This is a genomic window from Actinomycetota bacterium, assembly GCA_035697485.1.
Classification (GTDB): domain Bacteria; phylum Actinomycetota; class UBA4738; order UBA4738; family HRBIN12; genus JAOUEA01.
Map to the genome: position 1 here is coordinate 1 of DASSCU010000041.1, position 15,349 is coordinate 15,349.

Here is a 15,349-nt window from a genome sequence, read left to right on the forward strand (position 1 = left end):
ATGCCGAAGTCGAAGGCGATGCGCGACGCCGTGCGGCGCCTCGATCGCGACAAGGCCCGGGTCGACTTCGTGAAGCGCTACAGCGACCTGTACGGCATGTACACCGAGACCGAGGTCGTCTACACCGACGATCGCACCCTCGCCCTGTTCGAGTCGCTCACCGACGACGACAAGGCGACGTTCCCGTTCGACGCGGCGATGGTCGACTGGAAGTACTACCTGCAGGACGTGCATTCCCCGGCCGTCACGCAGTCGCTGCGCGAGCTGTCGACGCGCGACCGCCAGCGTCCGAGCGTGTCGATCCGCGAGCGCGAGGAGCCGGTGGTCGCCCTCTTCGACATGGAAGGCACGATCATCACGTCGAACGTGGTCGAGAGCTACGTGTGGGCGCGCATGGCCGACCTCACCCCCGAGGAGTGGCCGCGCGAGCTCGCGAGCGTGTTCGGGCGTATCCCCGGCTACCTGCAGATCGACCGGCGCGATCGCGGCGACTTCCTGCGCACCTTCTTCCGGCGGTACGAGGGCGCGAGCGTCGAGGGCATCGACCGACTCGTGGCGAGCCATGTCGCCGAGTTCATGCTGCAGAAGGCGAGCGCGGCCGCGATCCGACGCATCCGCGAGCACCGCGCCTCCGGGCACCGAACGATCCTGATCACGGCCGCCGCCGAGGCGTTCGTGCGGCCGCTCTCGCCGCTGTTCGACGTGGTGATCGGCGCCGAACTCGAGGAACGTGACGGTCGCTACACCGGCTTCATGTCGGCCCCGCCGCTGGTGGGGGAGGCGCGAGCCGCCTGGTTGCGGCGGTTCGCCCTGCTGGAGGGCGTCGACCTGCGGCATTCCTACGCCTACGCCGACTCGTACTCGGACCTGCCCCTGCTTCGTGCTGTGGGCAACCCGGTCGCGGTCTCACCCGACGCGTCGCTCTACCGCTACGCGCGGCGACGCCGTTGGCCGATCGAGGAATGGGGCATGACCAAGGGCATGCCGCGGGTGCGTTTCCCGAGGCCGGCGGTGCGCACATGAGGGCGGTGGGGCGGTAGATGGCGCTCGCGCTCGAGTACTTCCGATCGATGCCGCGCTACGTCGGATCCAAGGTCGCCGGGCGTCGCGTACCGGGCCTCGTGGCCGGGGGGCCGCTGGCCCCGCTCCGTCTGGTCACCCAGCCGGATCCGGAGCCGACGCGCGAGGGATGGGCGCGGGTGAAACCGACGCTCGCCGGGGTCTGCGGCAGCGACCTGTCCACGATCGCCGGCGAGTCGTCGTTCTACTTCTCCCCGCTCGTCTCGATGCCGTTCGTGCCGGGGCACGAGGTCGTGGGCGAGCTGCTCGACGACTGCGGCGACCACGCGGCGGGGCAGCGGGTGACGCTGTCGTCCGTGCTCGGGTGCGCGGCCCGCGACCAGGCCGATCTCTGTGAGCACTGTGCCGCAGGAGAGTATGGACGGTGTGATCGCGTGACGGTCGGTTCCTTGAAGCCCGGCTTGCAGACGGGGTTCTGCTCGAGCACCGGTGGCGGATGGAGCCGCATGATGCTCGCCCACCGCTCGCAGCTGTGGGCCGTGCCCGATGGCATCGACGATCGCGTCGCGGTCTTGATCGAACCGCTCGCGACCGCGATCCACTCGGTGTTCCGCGCACGCATCCCCGATGGCGCCGACGTGCTCGTGATCGGCTCGGGCACGGTCGGCCTGCTCACGCAGGTCGCGCTCCGCCGGTTCGCGCAGCCGGGGAGCGTGATCGTGGCCGCGAAGCACACGGCACAGCGGGCGGCCGCGAAGATGGCCGGCGCCGACGAGGTCGTCCGCCCGGAGCACGCGCTGAAGGCGGTGCGCCGCGTCGGACACGCCGTGAAGCTGAGGCCCGAACGCGGCCAGGAGTTCCTGCTCGGCGGAGCCGACGTAGTGTTCGAATGCACCGGTTCGAAGCGCGCGCTCGACATGGCGCTGCGAACCACCAAGGCGGGGGGGCGGGTCGTCGTGAGCGGCATCCCCGCGGGCGGAGCCGATCTCACGCCGCTGTGGTTCCGCGAGCTCGAGCTCGTGGGCGCTTACACCACCGGCATGGAGGACACCGAGGGCGGCCGTCGCCATTCGTTCGCGCTCGCGCTCGAGCTGGCCAGTCAGATCGGCCCGATGCTCGCGCCCATGGTCGGCGCGACCTATCCGCTCGCGCGGTGGCGCGACGCGATCGATCATGCGATGTCGGCCGGCCGGCTCGGCACGTTCAAGGTGGCCTTCGCGCCGCAGGAGAGCTCCCATGCGGCCCCGGCCGCGACCGAACCCACGACCTAGGAGACGAACGAGATGCCCAGACCCGGATTCGTGCTGCAGGTGGACGAGCGGACGCCCCCGCTGCTCGTGCACGAGGGCGAGGGCTACCGCATGCAGAAGTTCCCATTGGGGACGCGCGTCGTCTATCCGCCTGATCCCCTTCCCGGAATTCGCGACGTACCGTCCGCCGTGCGCCACGCGCTGCTGAACCCCGTCGGCGACTCGAAGCCGCTCCCCGAACTGCTCTTCTCGGGCATGAAGCTCACGATCGCGATCGATGACATCTCGATCCCGTTGCCGCCGATGCGGACGCCCGACATCCGTCAGCCGATCCTCGAGCACGTGATCGAGCTCGCCGCCCGCAAGGGCGTCGAGGACGTCGAGCTGATCATCGCGACCGCGTTGCATCGGCGCATGACCGGAGCCGAGATCCGCCGGGCGGTCGGCGAGCGCGTGTACCGCTCGTTCTACCCGGAGCACCTCAAGAACTTCGATGCCGAGGACCCTCACGGACTCACCCACATCGGCACGACCGACGAGGGCGAGGACGTCGAGATCTCCGCGCGCGCCGCCGAGAGCGACCTGATCATCTACGTGAATATCAACCTGGTGGCGATGGACGGCGGCCACAAGTCCGTCGCCGTGGGCCTCGCCGGGTACAAGAGCCTGAAGCACCACCACAACGTGCACACGATGCTGCACTCGAAGTCGTACATGGACCCTCGTGAGGGCCACAGCGCGATCAACGACTCGGTGAACCGCATGGGCCGGGTGCTGAAGGAAGCGGGGGTCAAGGTCTTCCAGATCGAGACCACGGTGAACTCCGACACGTTCCCGTCGAACCTCGGCTTCCTCAACAAGCGAGAGTGGGAGTGGAGCGCGTCGGACCAGGGCCTGATGATGGCCGCGAAGAAGGCCAACGACATCGCGCCGCCACGCGTTCGCCGCGAGTTCTTCCGGCGCATCGAAGCGCCGTACAAGCTCACGGGCGTGAACGCCGGCGAGGTCGAGGCGGTGCACGAGCGCACCCTGGCGAACCTGCACCGCCAGCAGCTCGTCGAGGTGCAGGGCCAGGCCGACGTGCTGATCATGGGCGTGCCCTACCTCGGGCCCTACAACGTGAACTCGATCCTCAACCCGATCCTCGTGCACTGCCTCGGGCTCGGCTACCTGTTCAACATGTACCGGAACAAGCCGCTCGTGAAGCAGGGCGGGGTGATCATCCTGCACCACCCCGTGCCGTGGGAGTTCCACTCGATCCACCACCCGAGCTACATCGACTTCTTCGAGGAGGTGCTCGCCGAGACGACCGATCCGAAGACGATCGAGACGAAGTTCGAGGAGCGGTACGCCACCGACCCGTGGTACGTGCACCTGTACCGGACGAGCAACGCGTATCACGGCGTGCACCCGTTCTACATGTGGTACTGGGGTGCCCACGGCCGCGATCACGCGGGTGACGTGATCTTCGTGGGCGGGAACCCTTCGAGCGTTGCGCGCCTCGGCTACCGGCGGGCGGACTCGATGCGCGACGCGCTCGAGATGGCCAGGGACACGGTGGGGGCCTCGCCGACGATCACGTACTTCCACGCGCCGCCCGTGATGATCGCGGACGTGCGGTGAGGAGCCGAGCGATGGGCGCGCTCACGCACCGAAGGGGTGGCGCATGAGTCTGCGCGGCGAGCTGAAGACGATGGCCGAGGGGTTCCGGTGGGGCCGCCGGCCGATGGTGCCCCGTAGCGCGGAGCCGCACACGCCGCCCCGCGAGGACCCGACCTTCCCCACCGACTGGGCACGCACCGGGGCCGGCACGGCGGCCCGGCTCGTGATCCTGAACGTGGGGCTCGGCCCGCTGCTGCGCAGCCAGGTCGCGTTGCGCGTGTACGGCCTCGACCATCTTGGGGCGATCGACGGCGGAGTGATCTTCTTCTCGAACCACTCGAGCCATCTCGACGCGACGATCATCATGACCGCCCTGCCCGAGCGGTGGCAGGAGAAGACCGCGGTTGGCGCGGCCCGCGACTACTTCTTCGACGTGTGGTGGCGCGCTGCCTTCACGGCGCTCACGTATGGCGCGTTCCCGATCGATCGCTCGCGTGGCGCACGCAACGCGGTCACCAAGGCGCGCGAGCTGCTCGACGACGGGTGGAGCCTCGTCGTCTTTCCCGAGGGCACGCGCTCGCCCGACGGCCATGCGAAGCGCTTCCGACACGGCACGGCGCGCCTGTGCATCGAGGCCGGGGTCGGCGCGGTGCCGATCGGTATCCGCGGCGCGTACCAGGCGATGCCCAAAGGTCGGTGGTGGCCCCGCGCCGGACGTCCGCCGGTGCGCGTGCGCATCGGAACCCCGCTGTTCCCCGAGGAAGGGGAGACGCACCAGGCGTTCACCGCGCGCATGACCCAGGCGGTGGCCGAGCTGCTCGACGAGGACCGCACCACGTGGTGGGAGGCGTTGCAGCGCGCCGAGCGGGGCGAGACACCGCCCCCGCACGGCCCGACCGGCCCGGAGTGGCTGAAGCGCTGGGAGGGCACCCGTCCGATCGAGCGCCGCGGCAGCGGGAAGACCTGGGAGTAGACCGTGCCCCGCACCGGCGGTGAGCAACGGCGCACCACGATCGTCGCCGAGGCGATCCACCAGTTCGGCCGCGACGGGTACAAGGGCGCGAGCATCGAGAGCATCGCGACGGCCGTCGGCGTGCGCAAGCAGACGCTGCTGTACTACTTCCCCAACAAGGAGGCGTTGCTCGAGGCGTGCCTCGTGGCCGCCGGGGAGCGCCTCGGTGCGACGATCGCCGCGGCCCTCGAGGGCAAGGAGACGTACTGGGACCGCGCCGAGGCGGTGATCCACGGCGTATTCGGTCTCGCCGCGGAGTGGCCCGAGTTCCCGATGTTCGTCCGGGAGGCCGCTCGGCTCGGCCCGTCGGCGTTCGACCGGTTCGCCGACGTGCTCGACCCGCTGCGCCAGCGCGCGATCGAGTTCCTGCAGGCCGGCATGGACTCCGGTGAGATCCGCAAGCAGGATCCGGCCATGCTGCTGTTCACGCTCTACACCGCGGTCGTCGGCTCGCTCACCGAGGCGAGCGTTCTGAACGCGGTGGTGGGGTCGGACACGGGCCAGGCGTCGCTGCGGCGCCGAGAGCGCGAGGTGCTGCTGTTCGTGCGCGCCGCGTTGCGTCCGGCGGAGTGACCGAGCAGCGATTGTCGGGGGCGTCCCCGTGTCGCAGGATGCGTGCGTGGAGATCCGGGACGAACGCCGTGACGTGACCGCCCTGTTCGCCGACCTCGTCGGCTCGACCGCCCTCGGCGAGCGGCTCGATCCCGAGGAACTCAAGCTCGTCGTCGGGGACGCCGTGGCCCGCATGGTGAGAGCGATCGAGGCGTTCGGGGGGACCGTGAAGGACCTCGCCGGCGACGGCGTCCTCGCCCTCTTCGGCGCACCCGCCGCGCATGAGGACGACGCCGAGCGCGCGGTCCGTGCCGGGCTGCGCATCGTCGAGGACATCGCGACGTTCGGGCGGGAGGTCGCGGAAGGGTGGGGCATCGACACCCTCAACGTGCGGGTCGGCATCGACACCGGGCCGGTCATCACGGGGGCGATCGGCGCCGGCGATCGGGTCGAGTTCGCGGCCCTCGGCGACGCGGTGAACGTCGCCGCCCGCCTGCAGTCGCACGCCCACCCAGGTTCTGTGCTCGTCGGTGAGGCGACGCAGCAGGTCGTCGCCGACCGGTTCGCGTGGAGCGCGGACCGAGCGTTCGAGCTGAAGGGGAAGTCGGAGCCCGTGACCGCGTTCACCGTGGAGGGCGTGGCCGACGGCAGCATCGTCCGCACCGAACAAGGTTCGGGGCCTCGCATGATCGGGCGCGATCTCGAGCTCGCGCGCCTGCGAACGGCCGTCGAGGGGGTCGCTGCCGGCGCCGGCGGGGTGGTGTTCGTGACCGGCGAGCCGGGCATCGGCAAGACGCGGATGGTCCACGAGCTCCGCCGGGCCTTCGGGGCCGAGACCCCCGAGCACGGGCGTTCGCTCTGGCTGGAGGGCCGATGCGTGAGCTACGGCGGCTCGATCCCGTACTGGCCCTTCCGCGACCTGCTGCGATCGTGGCTCGGGGTCGGCGACGACGAGCCGGAGCTGCGCGTGCGCGTCGCGCTCCGTCGCCAGGTCGACCGGCTCACCGGCCTGCACCCGGACGAGATCGTGCCGTACCTGTCCGCCCTGCTCGGACTCTCGCCCGCCCCCGGGGAGGCCGAGCGGCTCGAGGCGCTGTCGCCGGAAGCGCTGCAGTACCGCACGTTCGAGGTCGTCCGCGCGACGCTCCGCAGGCTGGCCGAGGACGGCCCGGTCGCCGTCGCGCTCGAGGACCTCCACTGGGCCGACGCGACCTCGCTTCAGCTGCTGCACGAGCTGATCGCCGACACCGAGACCGGCGCCCTGCTCGTCGTCTGCACGCTCCGCCCCGAGCGCGATCACGGCGCGTGGAGGCTGAAGGAGGACGTCGCCCGCACGCTGCCGCACCGCTTCCATGAGGTGGCGCTCGAGGCGCTGTCGGGCGACGCCGGACGCGAGCTGCTCGCGGCGCTCGTGGGGCGGGGCACGCTCCCGGCCGAGGTTGAGCGCCAGATCCTGGAACCGGCCGAGGGGAACCCGTTCTTCCTGGAGGAGCTGGTCCGGTCGATGGTCGACGCGGGCGCGCTCGTCGCCGAGGGCGACGGGTGGCGGTTCGACCACGCGGTCGACCTGCAGGTGCCTCCCACCGTCGAGAAGGTGATCCTCGCTCGGATCGATCGGCTGCCGCCCGCGTCGTACGAGGCCGTCGTGTCGGCCTCGGTGGTCGGGCGGTCCTTCAGCCTGCCCCTGCTGCAGGCGGTCGCCGCGGGAGACGACGTCCGCGCCGCGCTCGGAGATCTGATGCGGGTCGACCTCGTGCGCGAAGGGCGGCGTTGGCCGGATCCCGAGTATCGATTCACGCATGCGCTGATCCAGGAGACGGCCTACCGCACGCTCGTCGCGGACGACCGATCCCGGCTCCATCGCAGGGCCGCCACGTGGCTGGAGCAGCACCACGCCGGCCGGGAAGCCGAGGTGGCCGGGTTGCTCGCCCACCACTGGCTCGGCGCCCGCGACGAGGACAAGGCGATCCGGTACCTGACCGTGGCGGGCGACCGTGCCCGCCAGGACTACGCGCTCGACGAAGCGATCGCCTACTACCGGGAGCTGCTACCCCTGCTGGACGGGCGAGGAGAGCGGCAGGAGATCGCCCTCGTGCTGTTCAAGCTGGCGCTCGCACTGCACATGTCGCTGCGGTTCGCGGAGGCGAACGAGACGTATCAGCGCGCGTTCGAGCACTGGACACCTCCGGCCGAGTCGCAGCGCGCGCCCGACGCCGATCTGCGGGTGGCGACGAGCTTCCTGCCCGACGATCCCGACCCGCGGTCGGCGATCGCGTGGCCGAACATCCAGCTCTGCATGCAGCTGTTCGACCGTCTCGTCGAGCAGTGGCCCGAGCGCACGATCGTGCCGTCGCTCGCCGAGCGCTGGCAGATCGCCGACGACGGTCTGCGCTACGTGTTCCATCTGCGCGAGGGACTCACGTGGTCCGACGGCGAGCCGCTCACCGCGCACGACGTGGAGTTCGGGATCAAGCGGGTGCTGGACCCCCGGGCACCCGGCTCCTCGGTCGCGATCTACTTCGTGCTGGAAGCTGGCCAGGAGCACTACCTCGGCACGGAGCCCGATCCGTCGGTGATCGGGGTGCGGGCGCTCGACGATCGCTCGGTCGAGTTTCGGCTCGCCGCACCGGCTCCCTACTTCATGAGCGTGATGAACCGCCCGGACGGCGGGCCGCAGCCCCGGCACGCGATCGAGGCGATGGGCGACGCGTGGGCCGAGCCCGGGAAGCAGGTCGTCTCGGGCGCGTTCCGGGTGTCGGAGCGCGGCGCCGATCGGCTCGTGCTCGAGCGCAGGCCGGCGGGGGGCACCGCACGCGCGGGCAACGTCCGGCGCGTCGTGTACACGCTCTCGCGGATCACGGAGGCGCTCGAGCCCTACGAGCGCGGTGAACTGGACATGATCGCCGCCCGGTACACCCCGCGGCTCGCGGACCTCGTCGAGCGGCACGTGCCCGACGCGAAGGTCGGTCAGGCGGGCTGGTCCGGTTACCTGGCGTTCGACCACACGAGCCCGATCGGGGCGGACCTCGAGTTCCGGCGGGCACTGGCGCACGCGATCGATCGCGACACGCTCGCCTCCGCGATGCCGGCCAACATGGTCGTGGCCACGGGAGGCATCGTGCCCCCGGCCCTGCAGGGACACACGCCGGACATCTCGCTGCGCTTCGATCCCGAAGCCGCCCTGGCGTGCCTCGCCCGCTCCGGCCGCGACGGCCGGGTGTCGGTCGCCGCGCTCGACGACGACCTCCCCATCCTCGAGCCGGTGCTCGATGCCTGGCGATCGGTGCTCGGGCTCACGGTCGAGCGGCGCCTGTGGTCGATCGACGAGATCGCGACGATGCCCGCGCCGAAGGAACAGTCGCCGATCTACTTCACGGGGTGGTTGCCGGGATACGCCGACCCCGAGTACTTCCTGCGGCTCTTGTTCCACTCCCAGAGCCGCACGAACGAGGGCGGCTTCGACCATCCACCGTTCGACGAGCTGATCGAGCGGGCGCGTCAGGAACGCAGCGACCGTGGGCGCCTGGCGCTCTTCCACGACGCCGATCGCATGGCCGTCGTCGACCGCGTCGCGGTGATCCCGCTCGTGTACGGCCGCAGCCTCGCGGTGCTCAAGCCGTACGTGCGTGGTTGGTGGGAGTTCGGCAAGACGTCCGCGAACTTCGCCGACCTCTCGGTCGATCCGGCCGATCCGTAGACGGCCGGCGGCTCAGTCGACCGACGGGAAACCGCCGTCGGCGAACGAGCGCACCACGTGCTCGGCGCCCGCACCGCGCAGCTGGTCGACGGAGTACTCGCCGGTCGCGACGCCGACGGCGATCGTGCCCGCACCGTGCGCGGCCTCGATGTCGCGCGGCGTGTCGCCGACCACGATCACCTCGGCCGGGTCGATCTCGTGGCCCGAGAGCGCCTCGGCTCGAGCGATCGCTGCGCGCGTGAGGTCGCTGCGCACCGACGAGTCGCTGCCGTACCCTCCGAACAAGAAGAAGCGCCCCAGCCGGGCGCGAGAGATCTTGATGTGCGCGGCGCCCTCGATGTTCCCCGTCACGAGTCCGAGGAGGGTGTCTGCTTCGACGAGGTCTTCGAGCAGGTCGTGCACCCCGGGCATCACGCGGTATCCGGGCGACTCGTCGACCTCGACCGGCAGACGGAGCACGTAGCGCATCATCAGCCGGATCACCTCGTCGGTGGTCGGCTCGCGCCCGATCGTGCCCTCGAACGTCGCTCGGGCGACCACCGGGTCGGTCATGCCGACCTCGCTGAACCTGCGGATGTCGCCGTCGACCCCGAACGCCTCGCGGAACGCGTAGGACCAGCTGCGCCCACCGGCCCCGCCAGTATCGATCAACGTGCCGTCGACGTCGAAGAGCACGACCCGTCGCTGGGTCACCGCTCGCGCCTCCGGAGCGCCGCGCGCGCCGGACCGCCGTCGCCGTCGACGAGTCGCAATGGCATCACGACGAGGTCGTACTCGCCCTGCTCGACGTCGCCGAGGTCGAGGCCCTCGAGGATCACGACGTCGTTCGAGAGCAGGGTCACGTGCGTGGGATGCCCCTCGGAGCCCCGGGCCTCGATGCCGAGGAAGTCGATGCCGACCAGCCGCGATCCGCGGTCCACGCACCAGCGGGCGCCGTCGGCGCCGAGGCTCACGTACGACTCGGGGAACTCCGCGGGCATCGAACGCCACAGCTCGGAGTTGTCGGTGCGCAGCAGCAGGCGCTCGGTGCCGGCCGGCACGTCGAGCGAGTCGAGGTCGTCGGCACCGAGCGCGCTACCGCGGCCCGTCGCGTCGGCCACCCAGCAGGGGCCGATCAACACGTCGAGCGGCACGCGGTCGATGCCGGCGCCACCCTCGACGAAATGCACCGGAGGATCGACATGCGTGCCGGAATGGGTGCCGATGTGCAGCTCGCTGACGTTCGCGCCGTCGCCCGAGGCGATGCGCTGGTTCGGGAGCAGCTCCACGGAGGGGTTCCCCGGCCACGTCAGCAGCCCTGGCGAGATCGGGAGGGAGACGTCGATCCATCCAGTGTCCGTGGCGCCGCCGATGCTGCTCATGTGTGGTGCACCCCCGCCGGCCGGGAGCGCAGGTGCCAGTCGTGTGGCTCGATCAACGCGTCGGACTGCGCCGGGCCCCACGATCCCTGCTTGTAGAAGAAGAGCGGTGACGTCTGCTCGAGGATCGGGGTCACGATCTCCCACGCCCGCTCGACGCCGTCCTCCCGGGTGAACAGCGTATGGTCGCCGGTCATCGCGTCGTGCAGCAACCGCTCGTAAGCCTCGGCGAGCGCGTGCATGAACGACCGGTCGTAGTCGAAGTCCATCCGCACGGTTTGCAGCTCGTACCCAGGCCCGGGGATCTTCACCTGGAACGCGAGCGAGATGCCCTCGTCGGGTTGCACCCTGATCGTGAGGTGGTTCGACGGGATGTGATCGATCTCGAGCTCGCGGAACAGCACGTCGGGCGCCTGCCGCAGGTAGACCGCGATCTCGGTGTCGCGCTCCGGCAGCTTCTTGCCGTGGCGCAGGAAGAACGGCACCCCGTCCCAGCGCCAGTTGTCGATCCAGAGCTTCGCCGCGACGAAGGTCTCGGTCTGGCTCTTCGGGTCGACGCCTTCCTCCTTGCGGTACCCGTCGTACTGACCGCGCACGACGTCGCCGGGGTCGATCGGCCGCACGGCCTTCAGGAGCTTCACCTTCTCGTCGCGAAACGCCTCGGCCTCGAGCGAGCGCGGCGGTTCCATCGCGAGGAAGGCCATCACCTGCAGCATGTGGTTCTGCAGCAGATCCCGGATCGCTCCCGCGTGCTCGTAGTAGCCGGCCCGCCCTTCGACGCCGATCGACTCGGCCACCGTGATCTGCACGTGGTCGACGGCGTCGCGGTTCCACACGCGCTCCCAGATCGAGTTCGCGAAACGGAACACCACGAGGTTCTGCACCGTCTCCTTCCCGAGATAGTGATCGATGCGGAACAGCTGGTGCTCGTCGAAGGCCGTGTGGATCTCGGCCGAGAGCGCCTTTGCGGAGTCGAGGGAGTGCCCGAACGGCTTCTCCACCACGATGCGCGAGTTCGCGGTGTTCGCCCCGATCGACGCGAGACTCTTCACGATCGTCGGGAACGTCGACGGCGGCACGGCGAGGTAGAACAGGCGGCCGTCCTGCGCGCCGAGGTCGCGGTCGGCGTGCTCCAGCGCCTGCTTCAGACGACCCATCGCGGGCTCATCGTCGAAGGTGCCGGAGATGAACGAGAGCGAGTCGGCGAATCGCTTCCAGACATCCTCGTCGAGCGGCGTGCGCGAGTAGGTTTCGACCGACTCCCGGGCGTGTTGCCGGAACGTCTCGTCGTCCCAGGCGTCCATCGCGAAACCGATCACGCAGTGCCGTTCGGGGAGCAGACCCGCGACGGCCAGGTTGTACAGGGCCGGGATGACCTTCTTCTTCGCGAGGTCGCCGCTCGCGCCGAAGAGGACGACCGCCTGGGGGTTCGGTGGTCGCAGCGCCATGGTCAGTCCTCCTCTCGTTCGCGGAGCCGACGGTAGCGACCGATCAGGCCGAGCGTCGAGGGGTCGTGCGATCCCAGGGCAGGGTCCCCCTCGGCACGGAGCTCGGGTAGCACCTTCAGCGCCAGCGACTTCCCGAGCTCCACGCCCCACTGATCGAAGGAGTCGACGTGCCAGATCGTGCCCTTCGTGAAGACCTCGTGCTCGTAGGTCGCGATCAGCTGGCCGAGCGTCCGTGGGGTGAGCGCCGGCGCGAGGATCGTCGACGTGGGGTGGTTCCCGGCGAACGTGCGCGCCGACACCTGGTGGCCGGGCACGCCCTCGGCTTCGACCTGCTCGCGCGTCTTGCCGAACGCGAGCGCCTCCGTCTGCGCGATGAAGTTCGCCATCAGCAGGTCGTGGTGGCCGGGCACGGGGTCGGTCGGCCGCGCGAAGCCGATGAAGTCCGCGGGGACGAGCCGCGTGCCTTGGTGCAGGAGCTGGTAGTACGCGTGCTGGCCGTTCGTGCCGGGCGTGCCCCACACGATCTCGCCGGTGTCGTAGGTGACCGGGTCGCCGTCGAGGTCGACCGACTTGCCGTTCGATTCCATCTCGAGCTGCTGCAGGTAGTCGGCGAACGCCGACAGGTGGTGGCTGTACGGCAGGATCGCCTTCGTCTGCGCACGCATGAACGTCGCGTACCAGATCCCGAGCAGACCCATCAGCACCGGCACGTTCCGCTCGAACGGCATCGATCTGAAGTGCTCGTCGATCTCGTAGAACCCTTCGAGCATCTCGCGGAACGCGTCGGGACCGATCGCGATCATCAGCGAGAGGCCGATCGCGGAGTCCATCGAGTACCGGCCGCCGACCCAGTCCCAGAACCCGAACATGTTCGTGGGGTCGATGCCGAAGTCCTTCACCTTCATCTCTGCGGTCGAGACCGCAACGAAGTGGCGCTCGACAGCCTGGTCGTCGCCGAGCCCGGCGACCAGCCAGTCACGAGCGCTGCCCGCGTTCGTGAGCGTCTCGATCGTTCCGAACGTCTTCGACGAGACGATGAACAGCGTCGTCGCCGGGTCGAGGTCTCGCGTGGCCTCGGCGATGTCGGCGCCGTCGACGTTGGAGACGAAGCGGTAGGTCATCGAGCGGTCGGTGTCGTCGCGCAGCGCCTCAACCGCCATCTTGGGACCGAGGTCGCTGCCGCCGATGCCGATGTTCACCACAGCGCGGATCCGTTCGCCCGTGAAGCCCTTCCAGTCGCCGGATCGCACGCGCTCGGCGAACGCACCCATGCGATCCAGCACCTCGTGTACGTCGGACACCACGTCGCAGCCGTCGACCTCGATCCTGGCCTCTCGCGGGGCACGGAGGGCGACGTGCAGCACCGCGCGATCCTCGGTGACGTTGATCCGCTCGCCGGCGAACATCGCGTCGATGCGCTCGAGCAGGCCCGCACGCCCGGCGAGCGCCAGCAGGAGCTCGATCGTCTCGTCGGTCACGAGGTGCTTGGAGTAGTCGAGGAAGAGGTCGCCGGCCTCGGCCGACAGCCGCTCCGCCCGGTGAGGATCGTCGGCGAACAACCCACGCAGGTGCGCCGCCCGCATTACGTCGGCGTGGGCGGCGAGGGCCGCCCACTCAGGCGTGTCGGCGATCTTCACCCCGACGCCTTCTCGTCGTGCCCGCCGAACTCCTTGCGCATCGCCGAGAGCACCCGGTTCGCGAACTCAGCCTCGCCCCGCGACTCGAAGCGGTCGAAGAGGGCCGCCGAGAGCACATGCGCAGGCACGCCCTCGTCGACCGCGGCGAGGAGTGTCCACCGCCCCTCGCCGGAGTCGCTGACGCGCCCACGGAAGCCCTCGAGGTCGGGGTCGGCGAGCAGAGCCGCTGCCGTGAGGTCGAGCAGCCACGATCCGATCACGCTTCCCCGTCGCCACACCTCGGCGACCTCGGTCGTGTCGATGTCGTAACGGTAGAACTCGGGCTCGCGCAGCGGGGTGGTCTCGGCATCGGCCTCGCGCTCCTCGTTCCCGACGTTCGCGTGTCGCAGCACGTTCAGGCCCTCCGCGTAGGCGGCCATGAGGCCGTACTCGATGCCGTTGTGCACCATCTTCACGAAGTGGCCAGCCCCCGCCGGGCCACAGTGCAGGTAGCCGGCCTCGGCGGTGCTGGGTCGGCTCGACGACTCGCGCCCCGGCGTGCGCGGCGCCGCGGCGACTCCTGGAGCGAGCGCCGCGAAGACCGGGTCGAGGTGCGCCACGACGTCGGGCTCGCCGCCGATCATCATGCAGAACCCGCGATCGAGCCCGAAGACCCCGCCGCTCGTGCCGACGTCGACGTAGTGCATGCCCCGCGGCTCGAACGCCTTCGCCCGCTCGATGTCGTCGCGGTAGTACGTGTTCCCGCCGTCGATCACGATGTCGCCCGCGTCCATCAGGTCGGAGAGCTGCGTGGCGGTCGACCCGGCGAACGCCGCCGGCACCATGATCCAGGCCGCCCGCGGCGGCGTGAGCTTCGCGACGAGGTCCTCCAGTGACGCCGAGGCGGTCGCGCCCTCACCTCCGAGCCGCGCCACCGCATCGGCGCTCACGTCGTAGACGACGACCTCGTGGCCGGCTCGCATCAGGCGCCGCGACAGGTTGGCGCCCATACGACCGAGTCCCACCATGCCCAGCTGCATCGGTTGCACCCCTTCGCTCATCGCGGGCAGGCGCCCGCGGGGTCATCCTCGCAGAAGGAGGCGGGGGGGTGCAGCCGGGTTCGAGGGCAGCGCGGCCGGGTTCGAGCGCAGGGGGTCGATGTCGGGCTACGAGTAGTACTCGACGATGAGGCGCTCTTCCACGGCGACCGGCAGCGGGACCTCGTCGCGCTCGGGTTGCCGCGAGAGCGTCCCCTGCAGCTGCTCCTTGTTGCGGTAGAGGTACGGCGGGGGGTCGGTCGTGATCTCCGCGGCCTCGCGCACCGAGACGAAGTTCTTCGCCTTGCCCGAGATCTCGATCGTCTGCTCGGGCTTCACGCGGGCACTCGGCACGTCGACGCGCTTCCCGTCGACCAGCACGTGGCCGTGCGAGACGAGCTGGCGAGCTTGGCGTGTGGTCAGCGCGAAGCCCAGGCGCAGCACGACGGTGTCGAGGCGGGTCTCGAGGCGGCGGATCAGTTCCTCGCCCGTGACGCCACGGCTCGCGGTGGCCTCGTCGTAGTAGCGGCGCATCTGGCTCTCACTCACGCCATAGATCGCGCGGAGCTTCTGCTTCTCGACGAGCCGCGTCTGGTACTCGGAGATGCGCTTGCGACCGCGGCCGTGCTGGCCGGGTGGGTACGGACGCTTGTTCGACGGGCAGTTGGGTCGCCCGCAGAGCGGCTCGCCCACGCGACGACAGGTGCGGTGTTTGGGTCCGATCTTGTCCATGGGTCTCCCGTGATCCTCCAGCCTG

General features: G+C 70.1%; 12 protein-coding genes. 6 read left to right on the plus strand and 6 right to left on the minus strand.

The genetic code is table 11. From position 1 onward, the window contains the following. The 6 genes from VFI59_11420 to VFI59_11445 all read left to right on the plus strand — a co-directional run. On the plus strand, positions 1–1,023 hold a 1,023-nt coding region (locus VFI59_11420), incomplete at its 5' end, for an HAD-IB family hydrolase (GenBank protein ID HET6714304.1). A gap of 17 nt (positions 1,024–1,040) precedes the next feature. After that, the gene (locus VFI59_11425) at positions 1,041–2,291 is read left to right on the plus strand and encodes a zinc-binding dehydrogenase (protein HET6714305.1); all 1,251 of its coding nucleotides are present in this window, start codon (positions 1,041–1,043) and stop codon (positions 2,289–2,291) included. Positions 2,292–2,303: 12 nt separating this feature from the next. Continuing rightward, positions 2,304–3,893, plus strand: coding sequence for a lactate racemase domain-containing protein (locus VFI59_11430; protein HET6714306.1), 1,590 nt, complete (start codon positions 2,304–2,306; stop codon positions 3,891–3,893). 43 nt (positions 3,894–3,936) lie between these two features. Further along, a complete protein-coding gene (locus VFI59_11435) occupies positions 3,937–4,845 on the plus strand; it encodes a lysophospholipid acyltransferase family protein (protein HET6714307.1) in 909 nt (302 codons plus the stop codon). Between the two features lie 3 nt (positions 4,846–4,848). Continuing rightward, positions 4,849–5,457 (plus strand): TetR/AcrR family transcriptional regulator, encoded by a 609-nt coding sequence (locus VFI59_11440; GenBank protein ID HET6714308.1) that lies wholly within the window; start codon positions 4,849–4,851, stop codon positions 5,455–5,457. Between the two features lie 46 nt (positions 5,458–5,503). After that, entirely contained in the window at positions 5,504–9,133 is a 3,630-nt protein-coding gene (locus VFI59_11445; GenBank protein ID HET6714309.1) for an ABC transporter substrate-binding protein, read from the plus strand. Between the two features lie 12 nt (positions 9,134–9,145). Here the strand turns inward: VFI59_11445 and VFI59_11450 are convergent, their stop codons facing one another. From VFI59_11450 to rpsD, 6 genes are all read right to left on the minus strand, one after another. Then, positions 9,146–9,826 carry an HAD family hydrolase gene (locus VFI59_11450; protein ID HET6714310.1) on the minus strand — a complete coding sequence of 227 codons (681 nt, stop codon included), beginning with the start codon at positions 9,824–9,826 and terminating at the stop codon, positions 9,146–9,148. Beyond that, positions 9,823–10,494: a cyclase family protein gene (locus tag VFI59_11455; protein ID HET6714311.1), complete on the minus strand. Its 672-nt coding sequence runs from the start codon at positions 10,492–10,494 to the stop codon at positions 9,823–9,825. Before VFI59_11455 ends, VFI59_11450 begins: the two co-directional genes overlap by 4 nt. Beyond that, positions 10,491–11,939, minus strand: a complete 1,449-nt coding sequence (zwf, locus tag VFI59_11460; GenBank protein HET6714312.1) for a glucose-6-phosphate dehydrogenase — start codon at positions 11,937–11,939, stop codon at positions 10,491–10,493. The genes VFI59_11455 and zwf overlap by 4 nt, the downstream gene beginning before the upstream one ends. A 2-nt stretch (positions 11,940–11,941) precedes the next feature. After that, positions 11,942–13,576, minus strand: a complete 1,635-nt coding sequence (gene pgi, locus VFI59_11465; GenBank protein HET6714313.1) for a glucose-6-phosphate isomerase — start codon at positions 13,574–13,576, stop codon at positions 11,942–11,944. Next, a complete protein-coding gene (gnd, locus tag VFI59_11470; protein HET6714314.1) occupies positions 13,573–14,595 on the minus strand; it encodes a decarboxylating 6-phosphogluconate dehydrogenase in 1,023 nt (340 codons plus the stop codon). The genes pgi and gnd overlap by 4 nt, the downstream gene beginning before the upstream one ends. Positions 14,596–14,721: 126 nt before the next feature. Then, complete coding sequence (rpsD, locus tag VFI59_11475) at positions 14,722–15,324, minus strand: 30S ribosomal protein S4 (protein ID HET6714315.1); 603 nt, start codon at positions 15,322–15,324, stop codon at positions 14,722–14,724. Positions 15,325–15,349 lie beyond the last annotated feature (25 nt).

Excerpts from the sequence above, each read along its gene's own strand:
- VFI59_11425 (HET6714305.1), top strand. The coding sequence starts at position 1,041 with ATGGCGCTCGCGCTCGAGTACTTCCGATCGATGCCGCGCTACGTCGGA.
- VFI59_11430 (HET6714306.1), top strand. The coding sequence starts at position 2,304 with ATGCCCAGACCCGGATTCGTGCTGCAGGTGGACGAGCGGACGCCCCCG.
- VFI59_11435 (HET6714307.1), top strand. The coding sequence starts at position 3,937 with ATGAGTCTGCGCGGCGAGCTGAAGACGATGGCCGAGGGGTTCCGGTGG.
- VFI59_11455 (HET6714311.1), bottom strand. The coding sequence starts at position 10,494 with ATGAGCAGCATCGGCGGCGCCACGGACACTGGATGGATCGACGTCTCC.
- zwf (HET6714312.1), bottom strand. The coding sequence starts at position 11,939 with ATGGCGCTGCGACCACCGAACCCCCAGGCGGTCGTCCTCTTCGGCGCG.
- gnd (HET6714314.1), bottom strand. The coding sequence starts at position 14,595 with ATGCAGCTGGGCATGGTGGGACTCGGTCGTATGGGCGCCAACCTGTCG.
- rpsD (HET6714315.1), bottom strand. The coding sequence starts at position 15,324 with ATGGACAAGATCGGACCCAAACACCGCACCTGTCGTCGCGTGGGCGAG.